The 22047-nt window shown below is 72.0% G+C and carries 23 protein-coding genes; 8 read left to right on the forward strand and 15 right to left on the reverse strand.

Annotated features, from left to right (window positions below):
- Positions 1-2: 2 nt before the first annotated feature.
- The 8 genes from NIE111_RS01415 to NIE111_RS01450 form a co-directional block, all read right to left on the reverse strand.
- The gene (locus NIE111_RS01415) at positions 3-338 is read right to left on the reverse strand and encodes a YciI family protein (RefSeq protein ID WP_238681700.1); all 336 of its coding nucleotides are present in this window, start codon (positions 336-338) and stop codon (positions 3-5) included.
- A gap of 85 nt (positions 339-423) precedes the next feature.
- Positions 424-1035, reverse strand: coding sequence for a GTP-binding protein (locus tag NIE111_RS01420; RefSeq protein WP_238682656.1), 612 nt, complete (start codon positions 1033-1035; stop codon positions 424-426).
- The gene (locus NIE111_RS01425; RefSeq protein ID WP_030337267.1) at positions 1016-1402 is read right to left on the reverse strand and encodes a DUF742 domain-containing protein; all 387 of its coding nucleotides are present in this window, start codon (positions 1400-1402) and stop codon (positions 1016-1018) included. Before NIE111_RS01425 ends, NIE111_RS01420 begins: the two co-directional genes overlap by 20 nt.
- 5 nt (positions 1403-1407) lie before the next feature.
- A complete protein-coding gene (locus NIE111_RS01430) occupies positions 1408-1830 on the reverse strand; it encodes a roadblock/LC7 domain-containing protein (RefSeq protein ID WP_091403761.1) in 423 nt (140 codons plus the stop codon).
- A gap of 90 nt (positions 1831-1920) precedes the next feature.
- On the reverse strand, positions 1921-4479 hold the full coding sequence (locus NIE111_RS01435) for a sensor histidine kinase (protein ID WP_238682657.1): 2559 nt from the start codon (positions 4477-4479) through the stop codon (positions 1921-1923).
- A gap of 124 nt (positions 4480-4603) precedes the next feature.
- Positions 4604-6241, reverse strand: a complete 1638-nt coding sequence (locus NIE111_RS01440; RefSeq protein ID WP_238682658.1) for a prenyltransferase/squalene oxidase repeat-containing protein — start codon at positions 6239-6241, stop codon at positions 4604-4606.
- Complete coding sequence (locus tag NIE111_RS01445) at positions 6234-7148, reverse strand: terpene synthase family protein (RefSeq protein WP_238682659.1); 915 nt, start codon at positions 7146-7148, stop codon at positions 6234-6236. The genes NIE111_RS01440 and NIE111_RS01445 overlap by 8 nt, the downstream gene beginning before the upstream one ends.
- The gene (locus NIE111_RS01450; protein ID WP_238682687.1) at positions 7148-8485 is read right to left on the reverse strand and encodes a cytochrome P450; all 1338 of its coding nucleotides are present in this window, start codon (positions 8483-8485) and stop codon (positions 7148-7150) included. Before NIE111_RS01450 ends, NIE111_RS01445 begins: the two co-directional genes overlap by 1 nt.
- A 446-nt stretch (positions 8486-8931) precedes the next feature.
- On the opposite strand from NIE111_RS01450, the gene NIE111_RS01455 reads away from it, so the two are divergent.
- The gene (locus NIE111_RS01455) at positions 8932-9180 is read left to right on the forward strand and encodes a DUF2630 family protein (protein ID WP_238682660.1); all 249 of its coding nucleotides are present in this window, start codon (positions 8932-8934) and stop codon (positions 9178-9180) included.
- 44 nt (positions 9181-9224) lie between these two features.
- On the opposite strand, the gene NIE111_RS01460 is transcribed toward NIE111_RS01455, so the two are convergent.
- The 3 genes from NIE111_RS01460 to NIE111_RS01470 form a co-directional block, all read right to left on the reverse strand.
- Positions 9225-10154, reverse strand: coding sequence for a serine protein kinase RIO (locus tag NIE111_RS01460; protein WP_238682661.1), 930 nt, complete (start codon positions 10152-10154; stop codon positions 9225-9227).
- A gap of 199 nt (positions 10155-10353) precedes the next feature.
- On the reverse strand, positions 10354-10998 hold the full coding sequence (locus NIE111_RS01465) for an HAD family hydrolase (protein WP_238682662.1): 645 nt from the start codon (positions 10996-10998) through the stop codon (positions 10354-10356).
- Between the two features lie 65 nt (positions 10999-11063).
- Entirely contained in the window at positions 11064-11924 is an 861-nt protein-coding gene (locus NIE111_RS01470) for a carbon-nitrogen hydrolase family protein (protein WP_238682663.1), read from the reverse strand.
- Positions 11925-12001: 77 nt separating this feature from the next.
- Between NIE111_RS01470 and NIE111_RS01475 the strand changes: the two genes are divergently transcribed.
- From NIE111_RS01475 to mug, 6 genes are all read left to right on the forward strand, one after another.
- Positions 12002-12574, forward strand: a complete 573-nt coding sequence (locus tag NIE111_RS01475; RefSeq protein WP_091403732.1) for a TetR/AcrR family transcriptional regulator — start codon at positions 12002-12004, stop codon at positions 12572-12574.
- An 81-nt stretch (positions 12575-12655) separates the two neighbouring features.
- Positions 12656-13576 carry a TIGR04222 domain-containing membrane protein gene (locus tag NIE111_RS01480; protein ID WP_238682664.1) on the forward strand — a complete coding sequence of 307 codons (921 nt, stop codon included), beginning with the start codon at positions 12656-12658 and terminating at the stop codon, positions 13574-13576.
- Complete coding sequence (locus tag NIE111_RS01485) at positions 13573-14391, forward strand: MbnB/TglH/ChrH family RiPP precursor modification enzyme (protein ID WP_238682665.1); 819 nt, start codon at positions 13573-13575, stop codon at positions 14389-14391. The genes NIE111_RS01480 and NIE111_RS01485 overlap by 4 nt, the downstream gene beginning before the upstream one ends.
- Positions 14388-14924 (forward strand): SCO6045 C-terminal-like domain-containing protein, encoded by a 537-nt coding sequence (locus tag NIE111_RS01490; protein WP_238682666.1) that lies wholly within the window; start codon positions 14388-14390, stop codon positions 14922-14924. The genes NIE111_RS01485 and NIE111_RS01490 overlap by 4 nt, the downstream gene beginning before the upstream one ends.
- The gene (locus tag NIE111_RS01495) at positions 14909-15670 is read left to right on the forward strand and encodes an SDR family oxidoreductase (RefSeq protein ID WP_238682667.1); all 762 of its coding nucleotides are present in this window, start codon (positions 14909-14911) and stop codon (positions 15668-15670) included. The genes NIE111_RS01490 and NIE111_RS01495 overlap by 16 nt, the downstream gene beginning before the upstream one ends.
- Positions 15667-16281, forward strand: coding sequence for a G/U mismatch-specific DNA glycosylase (gene mug, locus NIE111_RS01500; RefSeq protein ID WP_372488266.1), 615 nt, complete (start codon positions 15667-15669; stop codon positions 16279-16281). Before NIE111_RS01495 ends, mug begins: the two co-directional genes overlap by 4 nt.
- 88 nt (positions 16282-16369) lie before the next feature.
- Here the strand turns inward: mug and NIE111_RS01505 are convergent, their stop codons facing one another.
- The 3 genes from NIE111_RS01505 to NIE111_RS01515 all read right to left on the reverse strand — a co-directional run bounded on the left by NIE111_RS01505 (position 16370) and on the right by NIE111_RS01515 (position 19502).
- Positions 16370-18346: an ABC transporter ATP-binding protein gene (locus NIE111_RS01505; RefSeq protein ID WP_238682689.1), complete on the reverse strand. Its 1977-nt coding sequence runs from the start codon at positions 18344-18346 to the stop codon at positions 16370-16372.
- A 114-nt stretch (positions 18347-18460) separates the two neighbouring features.
- Entirely contained in the window at positions 18461-19228 is a 768-nt protein-coding gene (locus tag NIE111_RS01510; RefSeq protein WP_238682668.1) for an enoyl-CoA hydratase/isomerase family protein, read from the reverse strand.
- Positions 19229-19274: 46 nt separating this feature from the next.
- Positions 19275-19502: a helix-turn-helix domain-containing protein gene (locus tag NIE111_RS01515; protein WP_007462679.1), complete on the reverse strand. Its 228-nt coding sequence runs from the start codon at positions 19500-19502 to the stop codon at positions 19275-19277.
- Between the two features lie 216 nt (positions 19503-19718).
- On the opposite strand from NIE111_RS01515, the gene NIE111_RS01520 reads away from it, so the two are divergent.
- Positions 19719-20318 carry a cadmium resistance transporter gene (locus tag NIE111_RS01520; protein WP_238682669.1) on the forward strand — a complete coding sequence of 200 codons (600 nt, stop codon included), beginning with the start codon at positions 19719-19721 and terminating at the stop codon, positions 20316-20318.
- Between the two features lie 21 nt (positions 20319-20339).
- On the opposite strand, the gene NIE111_RS01525 is transcribed toward NIE111_RS01520, so the two are convergent.
- Entirely contained in the window at positions 20340-21944 is a 1605-nt protein-coding gene (locus NIE111_RS01525; protein WP_238682670.1) for an ABC-F family ATP-binding cassette domain-containing protein, read from the reverse strand.
- Positions 21945-22047: the final 103 nt, after the last annotated feature.

The following is a 22047-nucleotide window of genomic DNA, read 5'->3' on the forward strand; positions in this document are numbered from 1 at the left end:
GGTCAGTCGGACAGGTCCGCGAACGGACGCAGTTCCAGTCGCCCTTCGCGGGCCATCGGGTGGGTGCGGGCCACCTCGATCGCCTCGTCCAGGTCAGCGCAGTCGAGCAGGTCGAAGCCCACGATCACCTCGGCGGTCTCCGCGAACGGCCCTTCGGAGACCAGCAGCTCACCGTCGCGAACACGGACGGTGGTGGCCGCGCTGGTCGACGCGAACACGTTGCCGGTCAGGCGGCGGCCACGAGAGTCGTTCTCCGCCACCCACTTGTGGATGTCGGGAAGCTCGGTGGGGTCGGTGTCCGGCTCGGTGTCGCTGCAAACGAACATCATGTACTTCATCTGGTCGCTCCCTGGTTTCTCGGGGTGTCGCCAGCATGACGATCGGCGGGCGGCGTTCCGGACACCCTCCCCCGAAAAACTTCGGTCAGTCTCCGTTGGCGGCGCGACGACGGGCCTCGCGGGTCTTCATGGCGTGCTCCATCAGCGTGACGAGCACCTCCTTGCTGGACTCACGCTGCCGGGCGTCGCAGAGCAGCACCGGCACACCCGGGTCCAGGTTCAGCGCGGCCTGCACCTCGTCGAGCCGGTACTTCCGGGCGTCCTGGAAGCAGTTCACCGCCACCACGAAGGGCGTGCCCCGACCCTCGAAGTAGTCGATGGAGGGGAAGCAGTCGGCGAGCCGGCGGGTGTCGGCCAGCACCACAGCGCCGATCGCCCCCAACGCCAACTCGTCCCAGACGAACCAGAACCGGTCCTGCCCCGGCGTGCCGAAAAGGTACAGCACCAGATCATCGCTGATGGTGATCCGGCCGAAGTCCATGGCCACGGTGGTGGTGGTCTTGCTCTCCACCCCGGACAGGTCGTCGATGCCGACCCCCGACTCCGTCAGCACCTCCTCGGTGCGCAACGGCCGGGTTTCGCTGACCGCGCCAACCATTGTCGTCTTGCCCACGCCGAAGCCGCCCGCGACCAGGATCTTGATCGCGGTGGGCAGTGGCGTCGCTCCCGCCGGCCGGTCAGAGTGCCCGTAGTCCATTGATTACCGCCTCGAAGATGCTGTTGTCGGGAAGACCGGCCGTGGTCTGCGGCTCGCGGACCTGCACCAGGCTGCGGGCCGCCAGATCACCGAGGAGCACCCGGATGGTGCCCACCGGCAGGTCGAGATGGGCGGCGATCTCGGCGACGGACTGTATGCGTTGGCACAGCCCGACAATCGCCAAATGCTCGGGACCGAGACCGACCTCGGGCGTGACCTCGGCTCGGGTCGCCGTGACCAGGGAGATCAGGTCGAAGGTGCCGGTGACCGGGCGGGCCCGACCACGCGTCACCGCGTACGGACGCACCACCGGACCCGCGTGGTCATCCACCCACTGATGGTCTGCGGACTCCCCCTGGACGGTCATCGCCGCTACCTCTCGCCGACCTGCTGATCAGTGCCGCGCGACGGTGATGCGACGTACTTGCCGACGCGGGTGACCAGCATCGCCATCTCGTAGGCGATCAGGCCGACGTCGGCGTCCTCGCTGGCCAGTACCGCCAGGCAGGCGTTGCGGCCGGCCGCGGTGACGAACAGGAACGACGACTGCATCTCGATGATGGTCTGCTGCACCTGCCCACCACCGAAACGCTTGCCGGCGCCTCGGGCGAGGCTCTGGATGCCGGCGGCCATCGCTGCGAGGTGCTCGCCGTCGTCCCGGCTCAACCCCTGGGAGGAGGCCATCAAGAGGCCGTCGGTGGAGAGCGCGACCGCGTGTTCGGCCTGCTTCACCCGGCCCACCAGGTCATCCAGCAACCACGTCAGGTCGGCGCTCGAAGCCGTCTTCTGGGTCACTTCGTCGTCCTCTTCTCGCCCGGCTGTGCGCCGTTGTTCGTCTGGGCTCGACCGTCACACCGCGCGGCAACCCGCGTCGTCGGTGCTCGGTCAGGTCGCTTGTGGATCCTCGTCGGTCGGCTCGGACGGCGTCGCCGCCGGGGTGCCGGAGGCGCCGCCGAGCAGGCGAGCCGCGTCGGTCCGCCCACGCCGGGTGCCGGTCTGGTAGGAGCTCATCATCCGGCGAACCTGCTCCGGTGGGCGCACCACATCCTCGTCGTCGCTTTCGGACACCGCCGGGTCGTCTCGCAACTCGGGAACGATGTTCGCCTGTCGAACCCGGACGGGCAGGCCGGAGTCGGTCCGCTCCGCATCGGCGCCGGCGGGCACCGGGCTGTCGTCACCGGCCGCGGCCGGCTCCGCGTCGGGGGTCTCCGGGCGGGTGCGGTCGACGGCGGGCAGGCCGGTGGGCACGGTCGGGGCTTCCAGCGCTGGTTGAGCCGGCCCGCGCCGGGCGCGGGTGGGCAGGTCGGGGACGCCGGTCGCCGGGGTGGTCCGCTGTCGGGTGGGGAGAACGGCGTCCGCCTCGGCCTCCTCGTCAGTGGCCGGCGCGGTGGCGTCGGACGGCATCGGCGCCGCCGAGGTCACCGCCACCTCCGACGCGGTGGTCGTCGGTGCGGCGAGCGCGACCGGTGCGAGGGACGCCGGACGGCCGGTGTCAGGGGCCGGCGCCGACGGCATCGCGATGGCCGAGCCGGTCCGGAACGAGCCGGAGTCCTCCGGGGAGGCGCCGGTCTCGGTGACCAACTCCAGCGGGATCAGCACGACAGCCGTGGTGCCGCCGTACGCGGACTCCTTGAGCCGTACCCGCACGCCGTGCCGTTCGGTCAGCCGGCTCACCACGTAGAGCCCCAGGCGGGCGGCGTTGGCGAGGTTCAGCTCGGACTGGTCGACGATCCGGTGGTTCGCCGCGGCCAGGTCCTCCTCGCTCATGCCGAGGCCCCGGTCCTCGATCTCGATGGCGAACCCGTTGGAGACCAGTTGGCCGCGGACCTCGACGGTCGTGTGTGGCGGGGAGAACGACAGGCCGTTCTCGATCAGCTCGGCGAGCAGGTGGATCACGTCGCCGACCGCGCGGCCGGCGAGCGAGACCGGCCCGAGCGGCAGCACGTTGACCCGGGTGTAGTCCTCCACCTCGGCCACGGCGCCGCGCACCACGTCAACAATGGGGACGTTGCGCCGCCAGGCCCGACCGGGGGTGGAGCCGGAGAGCACGATCAGGTTTTCCGCGTTGCGCCGCATCCGGGTGGCCAGGTGGTCGACCCGGAACAGGTCCTCCAGCTCCTCCGCGTCGTGCTCGCGGCGCTCCATCGCGTCGAGCAGGGTGAGCTGGCGGTGGACGAGCGCCTGCGTGCGTCGGGCCAGGCTCAGGAAGACCTCGCGGACGTTGCGACGCAGGTCGGCCTGCTCGACGGCGGTGCGCAGGGCGGTCTCCTGGACGGCGTTGAACGCCTTGCCGACCTGGCCGATCTCGTCGGTGCCGAACTCCAGCGGGGGCGCCTCGGTGGCGACGTCGACCTCCTCGCCTCGGCCGATCCGCTGGACGACGCGGGGCAGCCGCTCGTCGGCGAGCTGCCAGGCGGCCTGCCGCAGCCGTTCGAGCTGGCGCAGAAGCGTCCGGGCCGTGGTGATGGAGACGACGACCGAGGCGATGACGGCGAGCAGGCCGAGGCCGGTGGCGAGCACCAGCCGGACGACGACCATCACGGCGACGCCGGTGGCCCGGTCCACGATGCCCTCGCCGCCGGTGGTCACCGTGTCGTTCACCTCGGCCAGCGCCGGCTCGACGGTGCCCCGCCACTGCTCGGCGCCGACCGGCAACTGGGTCGACGGCCGGCCCTCGCGGATGATGCTGTCCTGCACGGCCCGCAGTCGGGTGAACGCCTCACCCTCGACGAGCTGCTGGTAACGGCGCTGGTCGGCGTCGGCGAGGCGGACCCGGACCTCCTCGCCGAGGAACCGCTCCGCGGCGACCAGGCTGGTGTAACGGACGTATTCCGGCCCACTCATCCGGCCGTTGCCGAAGAGGCCGCTGAGCAGCGCGTCCTCCTGGGAGATCAGCTCCTTCATCCGGTTGAGCTGGATCAGGGCCCTGGCCTCGCCGGCGATCTGCTTGTCGTCCAGGCTGCCCGTCACGTCGTAGATCTGGAAGATCGACTCGATCGCGTCGGTGTACGACTCAGCGGCGGCGATCCGGTCGATCTTGCGGTCCAGCACCTCCGCGCGGGTCCGCTCCAGGGTGTTCACCTGGGCGATCGTCATACCGAGCTGCGTGTCCAGTGCGGAGCTGCCGGCGACGTCGACCTGCCAGTTGCGCACCGAGTCGGCGAAGTCGGCGGCCAGCTGCACGGTCTTGCGGTGTTCGGCCTCGAGAGCCGTCCGCTGCGCGGCCTCCGGGTTGCTCAGGTACGCCTGGCTCAACCGCCGCTCCACCTGGAGCTCCTGCAACAACGGCTCACTCGGCGCGTAGACCTTGCTGTTGATCAGCTGGACACCGAGCAGGTTGAAGCCGTCGCGCAGGGTCACCCACGCCGCGAACATCCAGAGCGCGACCAGGGAGAGCAGCAGGGCGACAACCTTGGTGCGGATACTCGTACCGCGAGAACGCATTGAACCGTCCCAGGCCGGGCGTTGACTCAGCTCATCAACGAATGATCAGAGGGGGCGACGTCCCACCACAGCGGGCCATCCGGGGCTGAGGCTCTGCGTACGCTAGCAGTGTCCACACAACCCCTCAAGTTGCTGTTTTTGTTGACCGGTAACCGCAATCCACCACCGATCGGTCCACGCCGGAAGCACGGATGCTGGCCAGTCGACAGGCGGCGAGCACCGCGGCGCTAACGATGACGGTCGGACAGTACAGCTCCTTGCCGTACCACAGTGGAGGGTGCTCCCGGTCAGCGGATTCGTGTAGGTAGGCGTGTCCACGCGCCACGGCGTCGTCGACCCGTGGCACCGTCGTCGGCACCGTCAGCAGCACCTGGAGGGCGTACGCGGTCTCCTCGGCGGTGCCGTCCCACCGCCCCCACGAACCGTCCGGGCGCTGGCTGTTCAACACCCAACCGGCCGCCCGATCCACCGCCTCGGCGGCGGCCGCACCCCGCCCGAACTCGGCCAGTGCCAGCACGCAGCAGGCGGTGGCGTAGTACGGCGAGGCGTGCCACCGGTCCTGCCAGGCGCCGTCAGCGCGCTGGTGCCCGGTCAGCACCGCGCTCAGCCGGTCGACCGCCCGGTGATAGCGCTCCCCCGCGTCCGGGTGCCGGGTCAGGCGCTGACCGAAGGCGTCCAGCACGTGGGCGTTGGTGGTGACCGAGAAGCCGTCCTCCCCCGGCCAGGTGCAGAAACCGTCTGCCGTCTCGTACGCCCACAGGCTGGCCGGGTCCGCCGGACGGCCGAGCCGGGCCAACGCGACGAGGCTCACCGCTGTGGTGTCGGCGTCGGTCGGCAGCCCGTCGCCGGTGGCGATTCCCTGGCCGGCGGTGGCAGCGGTCAGGCTCTCCAGGACGGAGGCCGGTGGGTTGATCGTGATCCCGGCCCGGTGCAGGCCGCTGAGCACCCAGGCCCGCTCGAAGACGGTGATCGGCGCCGGGCAGGGCACCGGACCGCCTCCGTCCCGGATCAACGCCCGCAGGAAGGCGTGCGCGGTGGGGCCGGCGGCCGGGCCGGCCGCGGTCAGCCAGGCCGCGGTCGCGGCGGGTGACGCGCCGACCGCTGTGAGCGTGGGGCCGGCGTCGGTGGGTACCGCGTCCAGGATCTCGTAGAAGTGGGCCAGCTTCGGTGGCAGCGTCATTCCGGCGGCGACCGCGGACCGCACCGCGCGCAGCCGGTCCCGGGTGAGCCCGGTGGGCAGCGGCAACGGTGGGCGGGGCAGTCGGGCGGCGGTGGCCCGCTCCAGCCCGGCGAGCCGGTCGTTGATCGTGTCGACAAGCGCCGGGACGATGAGGTCCAGCGCGGGGGTGTCCGGCAGATTCCGGGCGTCGCCGGGGAGCAGCGTCCCGACGAGCGCGCCGAGCCCACGGGCCACCGGAGCGAGCAGCTCCGTCCCGGCCCTGCCGTCGGCCAGTGCCGCGAGCAGCGCGTCGGTGGCGCTCAGCGTCGGCACCAGGGCGTACCCCTCGGGTGGGCCCCACGCCCCGTCCGGGCGCTGACCGCGCAGCAGGAACGCGATCCGCTGGTGGTCCCCGGTCAGCCAGGGAGCGACGGCGACCAGCCGCCCGGTCTCGTACACCGACGCGGCGACCTGCCCCCACGGCCGCAGGCCAAGGCCGGCGATCAACTCGCGGGCGGCGTCGGCGACCGGGGCGGTGGTGGTGGTGACTGCGGCAGCGGTGGTCGCCGCGTCGGCGAGCACCCGGGTGGCGCAGTCACTCATCGCGCTCCCCCCAGAAGTCCGACAGTTGGTAGAAGCCGCCGGTGAAGGAGATCTGCCGGTTGAGGTAGTCCGCCTGGCGGGGGCACCGCTCGGCGAGGGCGGCCAGATCTCCCCGGGACCGGGCGGTCAGCTCGGCCAGCCGGTCGTGCACCTGCGCCGGGTCGTCGACCAGCGAAAGCGCGTTCAGGTCACCCCACTCGGCGTCGCGCTTCTGCGTGGCGAGGTCGTTGACCAGCCGCAGCACCCGCTGCACGCCACGTCCGGCGTCCAGCAGGTCGGTCAACTGGGCGAGGGTCTTCTCGTCGCCGGTGGCTATCCAGTGGGTGACGTTGACGAAGGAGCTGCCGGAGTTGTCGGCGTTCTCCAGGTAGCGGTCCAGGTCCGGCAGGCGTCGCCCGGTGGTCGGGTCGGTCGGCAGGTTCTTCCAGTCCCACTCCCGAGCCCCGGCGGCGAGCATCCGCGCCAGCTCGTCGCGCCAGATCGGGCGTAGCCGGGCGAACGCCGGCACGGTGGCCAGTTCGTCGCGCAGGTCGGCCAGCAGCCGGGCCAGGTGTCGCCCCGGTGGCGGCGCCGCGCCGTCGGCCACCGCCAGGCAGTCGTTCACCACCTGCCGGACGTCGTCCACCGACCGGGCGAGGTAGTCGACCTGCCAGTCGGCCGCGAAGACCCAGAGCACGGTACGGGTGGTGATCCGCAGTTCGGCGGCGGTGTGCCAGGGCGCGATGAAGGCGACCACTGTGGCCACCGAGCTGAGCAGCGCCGGGTCGAACGGCGCGGCGTCGAACAGCTCCGGGTGGGCGGCGGTGACGCCCTGGAGGTCGCGTACGCCGCGCACGGCGAGCGCGCACACCCGACCCTGCTCGGCGACCGCGTCCTGACCGGCCCGCGCCGGAGGCGGGGTCTCCATCACGATGCGGCCGGGCGCTCGACCGGGGTGAGGATGACCTCGGCGCGCTGCTTGGGTTGCAGCGAGGCGCCCATCCGAGGTGTGAGGTCGGCTGGTTCGCGCAACCGGAAGCGGTAGCGGCTCAGCACGGTGCTGACGATGAGCTGCGCCTCCAACAGGAACAGGTACTGCCCGAGGCACTGGTGCGGGCCCCCGCCGAACGGGAAGTAGGAGTAGCGGTAGCGCCGCCGGGGCAACTCCGGCGCGAACCGCTCCGGGTCGAAGAGCGCCGGGTCGGTCCAGAACGTCGACATCCGCTGGGTGACGTACGGGCTGACCAGCACGGTGCCGCCGGCCTTGATCCGCACCCCGCCCAGCACGTCGGCACCGACAGCGGTGCGCGGGATCATCCAGCCGGCCGGGTAGAGCCGCAGCATCTCGTCGAGCACCATCCGGCCGTAGCGCAGGTGGGGCAGGTGTTCGCGGCCGACCCGTTCGGTGCCGACCACCCGTTCGATCTCGTCGGTCATCCGCTCGGTCACGTCGGGCCGGGACGCCAGGACCGGCCAGAGCCAGGAGAGCAGGGCGATGGTGGTCTCGGTGGCGGTGGAGAACATCGCGACCACGTCGCCGCGGATCGCGTACTCGTCGGGTTCGCTGCCGTCGGCGCGTGGCCGGCAGAGCGTGGAGATGATGTCGTCGCCGTCGGTCGGATGGGCCCGGGCCTCCCGGATGATCGGCAGCACCACCTCGTCGATGGCGCGCACCGCGTCGCGGAAGCGCCGGTCGCCGGGGATCGGGACCGCGTACGGCACGGCGGGCATCAGTAGCCGGGGGAGCATCGCTGTGGTGAGGGTGTTCAGCGCGGCGCTGATCCGTAGGGCGTCGGGGACCGAGATCCGGTCGGCGAAGAGGACCCGCATCGTGGTGCGCAGGACGATCCGGGTCAGCTCGGCGCCGCCGTCGATCGGCCGACCGGCGAGCGCCGGTTCGAGCCACTCGTCGACCGCCTCGTTGATCGCCTCGGCCATCTTGTCGACGAGCGTCTCGGCCCGCTTGGCGGTGAACAACGGTTGCAGCGCGCCTCGGCTGGACTCCCAGATCTCACCCTCGGCGACCAGGATGGCGTCACCGACGATTCGGCGCACGGGTCGCCAGAGCAACCCGTCGCCGTCCCGGGTGTAGTTGGCAACGTTGTCGCGCAGGACGCGTTGCAGGTGCTCAGGATGGCTGACCAGATAGGGGCGGAACGAGCCGAGGTTGAGCCGGACGACGTCGCCGTCGGCGTCCTGGGCGAAGTCGACCAGCGCGCCCAGCGGATCGCGGACCAGTGCCGGTAGAGCGCTTCGTAACGGGATCGTCCGGGGCTCGGTGCTGACGGTGACAGGGCGCGCCTCGGACACCTGTGACATCGAACCACGTCTCCTCGTCGTCCCGGCGACCGCAGCGGTCCACTTCGGTCGCGCGGGTTGATGAAACTTTCACCTTCTGGGCCGCCGGAAGCATCTCACCAAACGAGGGGCACCTCCAGACTTGCGGACGGCGCAATTTCCATCTAAGCGCGTGCACGTTCGTCGATGTATGAACCTTGTGGGAATCCTGAATGGATACTCAGGAACGACACCACGCCGGGTGCGCCGACGACCCAGCGCTGTGGGGCGAAACGGCCGCGATGCCGCCGACCTGGCTGCGGCATCGGCACCGGACGGGCGGCCTCGGGCTGGCCGGTGCGGGCGGTGAGCCAGGACGCACCGGTACCCCCGAATCCGGGCGATGCCCGGCACCCTGTGCCAGGCTCTGTGACATGGACGACAAGACCATCCTGAACCGGATCTCCGAGCTGGTCGACGAGGAACACAAGCTGCGTGCCGACGCCCAGGCCCACGAGTCGGGCACCGAGGGCGAGACCAGCGAGCGACTGCGCGCCCTGGAGGAGTCCCTCGACCAGTGCTGGGACCTGCTGCGCCGCCGACGGGCCGCCCGGGAGACCCACGGCGACCCGGACGCCCAGGGCGAACGCCCCAAGCCCGAGGTGGAGCGCTACCTGCAATAGCCGGCATGGCGGGTCGGGCGGTGTGGCCGCCCGACCCGCTCCGATCAGCGCAGGCCCGCCTCGCGCAGCAGCTCGCCGGTCAACAGGCCGGGGTCCACCTGCTCGGCGGGAAGACCCCGGGCCGCGAACCAGGCGCCGACAACCCGCACATCGCGGGCCAGGAACTCCGGCCCCTGCGGGTTCGCCACCACGTCGACCACCTGCGGCAGGTCGATCACGACCAGCCGACCCTGGTGCACGAGCAGGTTGTACGGCGACAGGTCGCCATGCGCGTAGCCGGCCCGCGCCAGCACCCGCAGCGCCTCCACCAGTTGGGCCCACAGGTCACGCAACTCGGTCGGGTCGGGGCGCAGTTGGGCCAGCCGGGGCGCCGCCTCCCCCGACTCGGCGTCACCGACGAACTCCAGCATCAGCTCGGTGCCCCGCACCTGCACCGGGTACGGCACGGCGATCCGGTCGTGCCCGGCGCCGATCTCCCAGAGCCGGCTCAGCGCGGCGAACTCGGCCGCCGCCCACTGCCCGGCGATCATCTGCCGGCCGAACGCCGTCCGCCCGGCCATCGCCCGGTTCTCCCGGGACCGGCGCACCCGACGGCCCTCCAGGTAGCCGGCATCGCGGTGGAACAACCGGTGCTCGGGATCGCGGTAGCGTTTCACAGCGAGCAGGCAGGACCGGTCGGTGTCCGGCACGGCCCGACGGACCAGGTGGACGTCCGCCTCCTTGCCGGTCTTCAACACACCCAACTCGGTGTCCTTGGCGGCCAACTCGGTGACCAGCCAGGCGGGGTGCGGCTGTGGCCCGTGCACGGCGTCGTCCCAGGACGACCAGCGCTCGCCGGTGTCCGGGTCGGGCTCACTGTCCGGGTCGGCGAGCGGCTCGGTGGGCCGCCCGCGCTTCAGAAACTGCGGTTCGTCGTCGTCGAAGCGGCTCTTGCCGCGGCGGCGCTCGAGCGCCGGAAGGTCATGATCGCGCACTGTGGTGAGGTTCCCTTGGTCGAGGCTGAGATAGGCAGCTGGAAGCGACCTGCAAAGACGGCCATGACCGACCCCCTCTCCTCGACCGGGCCCACGCCCGGGATGCACCATGCGCGGACAATGCTCGTACCACCACGTCCGCCGGTCAACCGAATTACCGAACGGTCGCTCGGACATCCGACCGGCGGCGCGAAGACCCTCAGCGGGCCAGGACGGTGGCGACCGCGGCGATCAACCCGTCCACGGTGCGGCTCGGCGCGAACCGGACGTCCGACCAGGTCCGCCCGCGGTGCAGCCAGACGCTGGGCAGCCCGACGGCGGCGGCGCCGCCGATGTCCGCCTCCGGGCTGTCGCCGATCACCCACGCCCCCCGCAGCGGCATCCGGACCCGCTGGGCGGCGAGCGCGAAGATTCTCGGGTTGGGTTTGCTGACGCCGGCCTCCTCGGAGATCACCCAGTCCGCGACGTACTGGTCCAGCCCGGTCTGGCGAATCTTGGCGTCCTCGACGCGTACGGTGCCGTTGCAGACCACCACCGGCACCCAGCCGGCGTCGTCGGCGATCCGCAGCGCGCAGGCGGTCAGGGGGTCGAGCCGGGTCTGCGCCACCACCCCGTCGTGCAGCTCCTCGACGAGGTCGATCGAGGGAATGCGCAGCTCGTAACGGTCCCGGATGGCGTCGGCGAGGTCCCAGCGGTCGGTCAGACCGTCGGCGTCGATCGACAAGAGCCAGTCGATGTCGGTGTGGGGCGCGCCGATGCTGTCCAGGAAGCGCTCACCCCAGCGGCGGAACGGCCCGGCCCGATCCAGCAGGGTGTTGTCCAGGTCCAGCAGGAGCAGTGGCACTCGGGCACCCTACGGGACCGACGTGTCCGCCAACAGATGCGGCGGGTATCGAGCTGACGAAGGGCTCAGCCAGGCATCGACAGCCGCGGGCCGCCCTGGTCCGACAGCCGATCGACGAGCATCGAGTGGGCCGTGCGGGTGGCCGCGAGCACGACGGGATCCAGCGTCGCCACGAGCACCGCAGTGCCGCCGTCCGCCCCGCGGGCCAGCACCCGTCCCTCGGGGTCGTAGATGGCCGCACCGCCGTTGAACCGCCACGGGTCGACACCGCCGACCGCGTTGGCGAAGACCACGAACATCGTGTTGTCCAGGGCACGTGCGGCGTAGTAGAGATCCCGGCGGTGCTCGGAGCCGGCCAGGTATCCGCTGGGGCACAGGTAGGCGTGTGCGCCGTCGAGGGCGGCGGCTCGGCCGTGCTCGGGGAAACAGCCGTCGTAGCAGATGCCCAGCCCGAGCCGCCAGTCGTCGACGAGCAGCGTGGCACCCCGATCGCCGGGGGTGAACAGCTCCCGCTCGTCGCCCCACAACTGCTGCTTGTCGTACCCGACCCGCACCTCGCCGGTCCGGTCCACCACCAGCGCCGCGATGGTCCGCCGAGCGTCCGGGTGCCGGACGGCCGCGCCGACCAGCGCGGTCACACCGGCCTCTCGCGCCGCGACGCGCAGCGGGTCGAGCCGGGGATCCGCGACCATCCCGGCCGGATCGGCCGCGACGTCGGTGCCGGCCGGGTCGGCAGCGAGGACCGGCGGGTGGTACGCGCAGAGGAACAGCTCCGGCAGGACGGCCACCCGAGCACCCCGCTCGCCGGCTCGACGGACCAGGTCGGCGGCGATGACCGCGTTGCCGGCGACGTCGCCCGGCGTGGGGGTGGCCTGGACGGTGGCCACTGTCAGCGGGGAGCTGGGCACTGTGCGGGGCTGGGTCACCGGGCGATGGTAATCGGCGACATCCCAAGCCGTACGTACGGTTTGCATGCCCCCGTGTGACCTGCGACGATCGACGTGTGCCCAGAGTAAGCCAGGACCAGCTCGACGCTCGCCGGCAGGAGATCCTCGCCGCGGCCCGGGCGTGTTTCGCCCGGCTCGGCTACGAGGGGGCGACAGTACGCCGCCTCGAGGAGGCCACCGGACTGTCCCGTGGCGCGATCTTCCACCACTTCCGCGACAAGGACTCGCTCTTCCTCGCCGTCGCCGAGGACGACGCCGCGGCGATGGTCGAGACGGTGGCCCGCAACGGCCTGGTGCAGGTGATGCGCGATCTGCTCGCCCGCGCCGTCTCCCCCGACACCACCGGCTGGCTGGGCAGCCAACTGGAGGTCTCCCGGCGGCTGCGCACCGACCCCGCGTTCGCCCGACGGTGGGCGGAGCGGTCCGCCGCGATAGCGGAGGCGACCCGGGACCGGCTGGCCCGCCAGCGCGACGCCGGCGTGCTGCGCGAGGACGTACCCATTGACGTGCTGGCCCAGTTCCTGGAGCTGGCCTACGACGGCCTGGTGTTGCACCTGGCCATGGGCCGGCCGGCCGGTGACCTGGGCCCGGTGCTCGACCTCGTGGAGGAGGCGGTCCGCCGCCACTGACCACGCGCACACCGGTCGGAGGCCCGTGGCGAGGCTCCTCCACAATGGGGCCGCCGATCCCTCCGGTGACAGGAGCAGTCGATGAACGTCCACGCCGCGTCCGGCGACACCTGGGGCATCTCCGGCCCGACCTTCCTCCGGTACTACGTCGCGGCGGCCATCCTGGTGGTGGCGATAGCCGCGTACTACCGGATCCGCCTGCTGACCACCCCGGCGCACACCACAGTCGATCCACTCGGGGCGCAGCAGGTCGCGTACCTCAACGGTGGCCCGCAGCTCGCGGTGCACGCCTCACTGGGCGGGCTGCGCGGCAGCGGCGCGGTCGGCGTACGACCGGACCGTCGGCTGACCACCGGCGGCGCCCCGCCGACCGGGCTCACCCCACTGGATCAGGCCGTCCACTGGGCCGCCCACCAGCACTCCCGGGTCCGGGACCTGCCGCAGGACGAGCGCGTACGCACCGCGTTGGACCAGATCCGCAACGGCCTGGAGCAGCGCGGGCTGTTGACGAACGACGCGCAACGCGCCCGCGCCCGCCTCTGGAGCCGGTTCCTGCTGGCCCTGCTGGGCCTCGGCGTGCTCCGGGTGATCTCCGGCCTGTTCAGCGGTCGTCCGGTGGGTTACCTGCTGCTCACCCTGGCGGTGCTCCTCGGCGCCGTCCTGCTGCTGGCCCGGGCACCCGTCCGCACCCGGGCCGGTCGTGCCGCCCTCCGTTCCGTCCGCATGGAGCACACCCACCTCGCGCCGGCCTCCGCGCCGGCCTACGCCACCTACGGAGCGGCCGGCGCGGCGATGGGCGTGGCCCTGTACGGCACCGCCTCGCTCTGGGCTCTCGACCCGGGCTTCGCCGAGCAGGCCGAGATTCAGCGCCAGGCCCTCTCCGGCAACGGCGGCTGGACGGGCGGGTCCGACGGATCGTCCGGTGGCGGAGGCGACAGCTCCGGTGGGGACGGCGGCGGCGGAGGCGGCGGGTGCGGGGGCGGCGGCGGGTGCGGCGGATGACCGGCCCGTCCGGGGTCGGCATCGGCTGGCGTCCGGAGATCGCCGGCTTCGTGGCCGAGCTGCCCGGCCTGCGTTTCGTCGAGGTGGTGGCCGAGGGGGTGTCCGCCTCCGGGCCGCTCCCGCCCGGTCTGGCGCAGCTGCGGGACCGCGCGGTGACCGTCGTACCGCACGGCGTGCGGCTCTCCCTCGGCGGCGCCGAGCCGGTCGACAGGGCCCGGGTCGCCCACCTGGCCGCTGTGGCGCAACGGCTGGACGCCCCGTTGGTCAGCGAGCACATCGCGTTCGTCCGGGCCGGCGGCCTGGAGGCCGGCCACCTGCTGCCGCTACCGCGCAGCCGGGAAGCCGTCGACGCGGTCTGCGCCAATGTGGCGCGGGCACAGGCCGAGCTTCCGGTGCCGATCGCGCTGGAGCCGATCGCCGCGCTTGTCGACTGGCCCGACGACGAGTTGACCGAGGCGGACTTCCTCACCGAGATCCTCGACCGGACCGGGGCACTGCTGCTGCTGGACGTGGCCAACGTGCACGCCAACGCCCGCAACCGGGGCGCCGACCCGCTGGCGTTGCTGGACCGCCTGCCGCTCGACCGGATCGCGTACGCACACGTGGCCGGCGGCGCCGAGCACGGCGGTTTTTACCACGACACCCACACCGACCCGGTGCCGACAGCGGTGCTGGAGCTGGTCGGCGCGCTCTGCGCCCGACGGCGACCGCCGGCGCTGCTGCTGGAGCGCGACGGCCACTACCCGCCGGCCGCCGAACTCCGCGCCGAACTGGACGCCCTGGCCACCGCCGCGGGTTTTCCGGCCGTGACATGACCGGCGCACCCTCCGCGCAGACGCCCCGCGCCGGGCTGGCCGAGCGGCAGGCCGAACTGGTCGCGGCGCTGGTCGCCGGAGGGCCACCCCCGCCCGGGTTCGCGCCGGGACCGCTGGCCGCCACCCGCGCGGCAGTGCTGCGTAAACGCGCCGGCGACGTGGCCCGGCACTGGCCGCTGCTCGCCGCCGGCCTCGGTGCCAACTGGTCGACCACCTTCGCCGACTGGGCCGCCCGGCGACCCACCGCCGGATCGCTGCGCGACGGTTGGGACCTGGCTCGGGCGCTGCACGCCCAGCACAGGCTTCCCCCGGCGGCCGCCGAGGAGTTGGCCGTCCGGGAGGCACGCCTGCGCTACGACGGGCTTCGGGCGCCACGTCCGCGCCGGGCGCCGGCGGTGGGCCGCGCCGGCGGCGCCGTCGCGGTGCAGATCGCCGGCCGGGTACGCCTGCTGCGCCCCGCCGCACGGGGATCGGGCCCTGCTGGCGACGCCGTACCGGATGCGGCAGGATCGGAGTTATGGATCTCGGACTGACCGACCGCGTGTACGTCCTCACCGGCGCCTCCCGCGGGCTGGGTTACGCGACCGCGCAGAGCCTGGTCGCCGACGGTGCGCGGGTGGTGCTCTCGGCCCGCGACCCGGACGCGGTGGCCGCCGCCGCGCAGCAGCTGGGTGGCCCGGAGCACGCCGTCGGGCTGACCGCTGACCTGACCGACCCGGAGACCCCGGGGCAGCTCGTCGCCGCCGCGCAGGAGCATTTCGGCCGGCTCGACGGCGCGCTGATCTCGGTCGGCGGGCCGCCGCCGGGCAATGCCGCAGCGGTCACCGACGAGCAGTGGCGGCTCTCCTTCGAGACCGTCTTCCTGGGCACCATCCGCGCGGTCCGCACCATCGCCAACGCCCTGCCCGAGGGCGGCGCGATCGGGCTGGTGCTCTCCACCTCGGCTCGCGGCCCGGTGCCCGGCCTGGGCATCTCCAACGGCCTGCGGCCCGGCCTGGTCGGCGCGGCCAAGGACATCGCCGACGACTACGGCCCACGGGGGGTCCGAGTGGTCGGCCTGTTGCCTGGCCGGATCATGACCGACCGCAACCGGGAGCTGTTCGGAGCGACCGGCGACCCGGAGCGGGCCCGCGCCGAGGCGGAGGCCGGCATCCCGCTGCGCCGCATCGGCGACCCCGCCGAGTTCGGCCGGGTGGCCGCGTTCGTACTCTCCCCCGCCGCGAGCTACCTCACCGGGATCACCCTGCCGGTCGACGGCGGCGCGCTGCGCGGGCTGTGACCCCCGACCCGATCCGCCCCTCCAGCATCCGGCATTCCCGGCCGACCCGGGCTGATCTGGCGGCGGCTGCGGACCGGACCATTCCCGACGTGCTGGCGCCGGAGCTGGAGGTGCTCTTCGTCGGCATCAACCCGGGCCTGTGGTCGGCCGCGACGGGCTGGCACTTCGCTCGACCCGGCAACCGGTTCTGGCCCGCCCTGCACCGGGGTGGGTTCACCCCTCGGCTGCTGCACCCCAGCGAACAGGACGAACTGCCGGCGCTCGGGCTCGGCATCACCAACATGGCCGCCCGGGCCAGCGCCCGCGCGGACGAGCTGAGCGCCGAGGAACTCCTCGACGGCGCGGCGATCCTGACCGACAAGGTGGCCCGGTACCGGCCGCGCTGGGTGGCAGTGGTGGGAGTGACCGCGTACCGGATCGGTTTCCAACGGCCCAAGGCCACCTTCGGGCCGCAGCCGGAGTCGCTGGCCGACGCCCGGCTGTGGGTGCTGCCCAACCCCAGCGGCCTGAACGCGCACTTCACCCCGGTCACCCTGGGCCTGGCGTTCGCCGAGCTGCGGGCGGCGACCGGGCTACCAGACCCTCGGCCCGCCGGACCAGCCGACCGTTGATCGACACGGTTTCAAGGAAGTCGGGCGGTCACTGCGACCGGGACGCCCCGACTTCCAGGAACCCGAGATGATCAGCGCGGCGAAGACGTCAGTTGGCGGCGGCGGGCGGCAGCACCTCGTCGGCGCGGTAGGTGCCCAGCGGCATGACCACCGGCTCGGGACCTGTCGCGTCGACGAACGGGGTGGGCGAGTCGGCGACAGCGAACTGGGTGCGGTACAGCTCGGCGTAGAGCCCACCGACCGCTACCAACTCCTCGTGCCGCCCCCGCTCAACGATTCGCCCACCGTCCAGGACCAGGATCTGGTCGGCGTCGCGCACTGTGGAGAGCCGGTGCGCGATCACGAGCGCGGTACGTCCGGCCAGCGCCACCGACAGCGCACGCTGCACCGCCGCCTCGCTCTCCGAATCCAGGTGTGCTGTCGCCTCGTCGAGGATCACGATCGACGGGGCCTTGAGCAGCAGCCGCGCGATGGCGATGCGCTGCTTCTCGCCGCCGGAGAACCGGTAGCCGCGCTCCCCCACTGTGGTGTCCAGACCGTCGGGTAGCGCCCGAACCAGATCGGCCACCTGCGCCCCGGCCAGGGCGGCCCAGATCTCGTCGTCGGTGGCGTCCGGCTTGGCGTAGCGAAGATTCTCGGCGATCGTCTCGTGGAACAGGTGCGAATCCTGGGTGACCACACCGATCTCGTCGCGCAGGGAGGCGAGCGTCGCATCTCGCACGTCCACCCCACCGACGAGCACCTGCCCGTCACTGACGTCGTAGATCCGGGAGATGAGCATCGACAGTGTCGACTTGCCCGCCCCGGACGGGCCGACGAGCGCGACCATCTGCCCCGGCTCGACGCTGAACGAGACCCCCTTGAGCACCGGCTCGTTGACGGTCCGGTCGAGCGTGGCGACCTCCTCCAGGGAGGCGAGGGAGATCTCGGCGGCACTCGGGTAGCGGAAACGCACGTCGCGGAAGTCCACGCGGCCAGCGCCCACCGGCACCGACACCGCGTCGGGCTTCTCCACGATGCCCGGCTTGAGGTCGAGCACCTCGAAGACCCGGTCGAAGGAGACCAGCGCGCTCATCACGTCCACCCGGACGTTGGAGAGCGCGGTGAGCGGCCCGTACAGGCGGGTGAGCAGCAGCGCGAGCGTCACCACGGTGCCGGCGCTGACGCCGCCGGTCACCGCGAGCCAGCCGCCGAGGCCATAGGTCAGCGCCTGCGCCAGTGAGGCGACCAGCAGCATCGCCACGAAGAACGTGCGGGAATACATAGCGGACTGGATGCCGATGTCGCGGACCCGCTCGGCCCGGTCGCCGAACCGGCGGGCCTCGATCTCGGGCTGGCCGAAGAGCTTCACCAGCAGCGCGCCGGCCACCCCGAACCGCTCGGTCATTGTCGCGTTCATCTTGGCGTCGAGGTTGTACGCCTCGCGGGTGATGTCCGCCAGCCGTCGACCGACCCGGCGGGCCGGGATGATGAAGATCGGCAGCAGCACCAGCGACAGCGCGGTGATCTGCCAGGAGAGGGTGAACATCACCGCCGCGGTGAGCACCAACTGGATGACGTTGCTGACCACGCCGGACAGGGTGGAGGTGAACGCCCGCTGGGCGCCGAGCACGTCGTTGTTGAGCCTGCTGACCAGGGCGCCGGTCTGGGTACGCGTGAAGAACTGCAACGGCATCCGCTGCACGTGGTCGTAGACCCGGGTGCGCAGGTTGAAGATGATGCCCTCGCCGATGCGGGCGGAATACCACCTCTGGGCCAGCGACAGCAGCGCGTCGGCGACCGCCAGCGCGGCGATGAACAGGGCGAGCCGCACCACGAGCCGCCCGGCCTCGGTGCCGCCCCGGTTGATCGCGTTGATGACGTCACCGGCGAGCACCGGAGTGGCCACGCCGATGATGGCGGCCAACACCACCGTGGCCAGGAAGACGATGATGTCGCGCCGGTAGGGGTGGGCGAAGGCGACGATGCGGCGGGCCACCCCCCGCTTGAGCCGGTGGCTGGAGACCTCGTCGCGGTTGCGCATCGACCGGAGCATGCTCCACCCGGCCATGCCACCGCCGGACATCGGGTTGGACATCGCTCACCTCCGGGTTGCCGGGCGGACCGCACCGTCAGGTCAATTCTCCCGACGAGTGTGACAACCTCGGTCGTAACCCGGATCTTCCCGTGCGGTCCTTACCTATTCTCCAGTGCCGGCGAGGTCACGCAGCCGACGGGTCTGCGCCTCCCGCTCGGCGCGCTGCTGGTCGGCGTGCGACCGCCCGCCCGCACCGGCGAGCAACGCCTTGATCTCGACCACCGCGTCGCGGGCCCCGGAGAGCAGGCCGGCGGTCAGGTCCCGCACCGCGTCGTCCAGCTCGGCCGGGGGTACGACAAGGGTGGCCAACCCGATCCGGTCCGCCTCGGCGGCGTCCAACCGGCGGCCTGTCGCACAGATCTCCAACGCCCGTGAATAGCCGACCAACTCGACGAGGCGTTTCGTGCCAGCCAGGTCGGGCACCAGACCGAGGGTCACCTCGGCCATCGACAGCTTCGCGTCCGCTGACAGCACTCGCAGGTCACAGGCGAGCGCGAGCTGGAAGCCGGCACCGATCGCGTGGCCCTGCACGGCCGCGACGGAGACGACATCCGGCCGGTGCAGCCAGGTGAAACCGGCCTGGAACTCCGCGATGCGCTCGGCGCACTCCTGCTCGGGCAGCGTGGCCAGCTCAGCGAACGACCCCGGGCCGGAGGCACCCGCCACCGCGAGATCGAGGCCGGCCGAGAACGCGCGACCCTCACCGCGGACCACCACCACCCGCACGTCGCCGGGCAGATCGCGAGAGAAGTCGCTCATCGCCTGCCACATCGCGGGCGTCTGGGCATTGAGCACGTCGGGCCGGCACAACGTCACCGTGGCGACCGGCCCGTCGCAAGTCAGCCGAACCCCGGTCGCCTCGGCGGTCACCGGACGTCCCGGGGCGCGGCGCTGGTGGACGACGCTGAGGGGCGGGTCACGCCTTCTTGCGGCGCCGGGCGCCACCGCGCTGACGCAGCTGCACGCCGGACTCGGTGAGCACTCGGTGGATGAACCCGTAGGAACGGCCGGTCGAGGCCGCCAACGCGCGGATGCTCTCCCCCGAGGTGTACCGCTTTACCAGGTCCTTGGCGAGCGTCTGACGCTCGGCTCCGACGATCCGGCGACCCTTCTCAGTGCTGGTGGCTGTGCCAGTGGCTGCCATGCTGTGTCCTCACGTCCCAGACTGTGCGGTTCGGATACGGTCCCACCTATTAGACCGCCTCGAACGATCATGCGCCAGATATCAACTCTTCGCCAACCGACACGCTATGCAATGTCAGCTTCCCGATAGAGTGATCCTGGCGATCCGGCCCGTCACGGCGTCCGCGCGTACCACCGCCGGGAGCTGGCGGCTGCCGACGGCCCGTAGCCTTCGCTCGTGATCGACCTGTTGAGCACCGCCGGCGCGGCGGCCGTGGTCTTCGCCGCCACCGACATCGACGACATCGTCATCCTGACGCTGTTCTTCGTCGCGGCGCGCACCACCGGCCAACCCCGCACCTGGGAAATTGTCGCCGGACAATACCTCGGCATCGGCGCGCTCGCGTTTGCCAGCGCGGTGGTCGCGGGTGGACTCCTGGTGGTCCCCGACCCGTGGACGGGGTTGCTCGGCCTGCTGCCGATAGCGCTCGGCGTACGCGCGCTGCGCAGTTCGGGCGACGACGAGGCACCGGCGGTCGTCACCGGAGCACTCGGCGTGGCCGGGGTGACGATCGCGAACGGCGCCGACAACGTCGCTGTCTACGTACCCGTCTTCCGGGCCCTCGGTGTGGCAGACAGCGCCGTGTTCCTGCTGGTCTTCGTGCTGCTGATCGCGCTCTGGTGCGTGGCCGGGGCCTGGCTGGGCGGGCACCGGAGGGTGGTCCGGCTGGTCGAGCGCGCCGGCGCCTGGCTGGTGCCGACGATCTTCATCGCCATCGGGCTGGTGATCCTGGTCAGCTCCGGCGTGCTCGACCGACTGGCCGACCTGCTCGGCTGAGAGCCGACCGAGCAGCCTCGGTCAGGCCAGCTCGACCAGTTCGAGAAGGTCGTCGCTCCACGCGTCCTCGTCACCGTCGGGCAGCAGGATGGCCCGGTCCGGCTTGAGCGCCAGCACCGCACCCGGGTCGTGGGTGACCAGGACGATCGCGCCCGGGTAGTTGGCGATGGCGTCGAGCACCTGCTCCCGGCTGACCGGGTCGAGGTTGTTCGTCGGCTCGTCGAGCAACAGCACGTTGGCGCCGGAACAGACCAGAGTGGACAGCGCCAGCCGGGTCTTCTCGCCGCCGGACAGCACGCCGGCCGGCTTGTTCACGTCGTCACCGGAGAACAGGAACGCGCCGAGGATCTTGCGCAGGTCGGTGTCGGACTGCTCGACGGCGGCGGCGCGCATGTTCTCCAGCACCGTCCGCTCCACGTCCAGCGTCTCGTGCTCCTGGGCGTAGTAGCCCAACCGCAGGCCGTGCCCCGCGTGCACCTCGCCGGTGTCCGGGCTGAGCAGCCCGCCGAGCATCCGCAACAGGGTCGTCTTACCGGCGCCGTTGAGCCCGAGGATGGCCACTCGGGAGCCCCGGTCCACCGCCACGTTGACGTCGGTGAAGATCTCCAGCGATCCGTACGACTTGGAGAGGCCGGTCGCCGTGAGTGGGGTCTTGCCGCACGGCGCGGGACTGGGGAAACGCACCTTGGCCACCCGGTCGGAGACCCGCACCTCCTCCAGGCCGGAGATCAGCTTCTCGGCGCGGCGGGCCATGTTCTGCGCGGCAACGGTCTTGGTGGCCTTGGCCCGCATCTTGTCGGCCTGCGCCATCAGCGCGCCGGCCTTCTTCTCCGCGTTGGCCCGCTCCCGGCGGCGGCGTCGCTCGTCGGTCTCGCGCGCCTCCAGGTACGCCTTCCAACCCAGGTTGTACACGTCGATGACCGACCGGGTGGCGTCGAGGAACCACACCTTGTTGACCACCGACTCCAGCAGCGCCCCGTCGTGGGAAATCACGATCAGGCCGCCCTTGTGGTTGGCGAGGAAGCCCCGCAACCAGGTGATCGAGTCGGCGTCGAGGTGGTTGGTGGGCTCGTCGAGCAGCAGGATGCCGCCGCCGTTCTCGCCGGCGTCGCGGAACAGGATCCGGGCCAGCTCGATGCGGCGACGCTGACCACCGGAGAGGGTGCCGATGGTCTGCGCGAGCGCCCGGTCCGGTAGGCCGAGGTTGGCACAGATCCGTGCGGCCTCAGCCTCGGCCGCGTACCCGCCGAGGGCGGCGAACTGGTCCTCCAGCGCGCCGTACCGACGGACCAGCTTGTCGGTGGCGTCCTCGGCGAGACGGGCCTCGACCTCCTGCATCTGCGCCATCAGCACGTCCAGGCCGCGCGCGGAGAGCACCCGGTCGCGGCCGGTGACCTCCAGGTCACCAGTGCGCGGGTCCTGCGGCAGGTAGCCGATGGCACTGCGCTGGTCGATCTGGCCGCCGTACGGTTGCCCCTCGCCGGCGAGCACCTTCAGCGTGGTGGTCTTTCCGGCGCCGTTGCGACCGACCAGGCCGATCCGGTCACCGGGCTGCACGCGCAGGGTGGTGTCGGACAGCAGGATCCGGGAACCGGCACGCAGTTCCAGGCCGGTGACAGTGATCATGTTTGCGGGCTCGCTCTCGGGGTTCGGAAGGCTGACTCGGGGCACGCGAAACGGCCGGCGGGCTCAAGGGGCCCGACGGCGCGGGGCGGTTCAGCCTTCGCAG

Source organism: Micromonospora hortensis (assembly GCF_022230935.1).
Lineage (GTDB): Bacteria > Actinomycetota > Actinomycetes > Mycobacteriales > Micromonosporaceae > Micromonospora > Micromonospora hortensis.

Excerpts from the sequence above, each read along its gene's own strand:
- NIE111_RS01505 (WP_238682689.1), bottom strand. The coding sequence starts at position 18,346 with ATGTCCGGCGGTGGCATGGCCGGGTGGAGCATGCTCCGGTCGATGCGC.
- NIE111_RS01485 (WP_238682665.1), top strand. The coding sequence starts at position 13,573 with ATGACCGGCCCGTCCGGGGTCGGCATCGGCTGGCGTCCGGAGATCGCC.
- NIE111_RS01435 (WP_238682657.1), bottom strand. The coding sequence starts at position 4,479 with ATGCGTTCTCGCGGTACGAGTATCCGCACCAAGGTTGTCGCCCTGCTG.
- NIE111_RS01515 (WP_007462679.1), bottom strand. The coding sequence starts at position 19,502 with ATGGCAGCCACTGGCACAGCCACCAGCACTGAGAAGGGTCGCCGGATC.
- NIE111_RS01525 (WP_238682670.1), bottom strand. The coding sequence starts at position 21,944 with ATGATCACTGTCACCGGCCTGGAACTGCGTGCCGGTTCCCGGATCCTG.
- NIE111_RS01455 (WP_238682660.1), top strand. The coding sequence starts at position 8,932 with ATGGACGACAAGACCATCCTGAACCGGATCTCCGAGCTGGTCGACGAG.
- NIE111_RS01495 (WP_238682667.1), top strand. The coding sequence starts at position 14,909 with ATGGATCTCGGACTGACCGACCGCGTGTACGTCCTCACCGGCGCCTCC.
- NIE111_RS01445 (WP_238682659.1), bottom strand. The coding sequence starts at position 7,148 with ATGGAGACCCCGCCTCCGGCGCGGGCCGGTCAGGACGCGGTCGCCGAG.
- NIE111_RS01420 (WP_238682656.1), bottom strand. The coding sequence starts at position 1,035 with ATGGACTACGGGCACTCTGACCGGCCGGCGGGAGCGACGCCACTGCCC.
- NIE111_RS01415 (WP_238681700.1), bottom strand. The coding sequence starts at position 338 with ATGAAGTACATGATGTTCGTTTGCAGCGACACCGAGCCGGACACCGAC.
- NIE111_RS01490 (WP_238682666.1), top strand. The coding sequence starts at position 14,388 with ATGACCGGCGCACCCTCCGCGCAGACGCCCCGCGCCGGGCTGGCCGAG.
- NIE111_RS01425 (WP_030337267.1), bottom strand. The coding sequence starts at position 1,402 with ATGACCGTCCAGGGGGAGTCCGCAGACCATCAGTGGGTGGATGACCAC.
- NIE111_RS01440 (WP_238682658.1), bottom strand. The coding sequence starts at position 6,241 with ATGAGTGACTGCGCCACCCGGGTGCTCGCCGACGCGGCGACCACCGCT.
- NIE111_RS01480 (WP_238682664.1), top strand. The coding sequence starts at position 12,656 with ATGAACGTCCACGCCGCGTCCGGCGACACCTGGGGCATCTCCGGCCCG.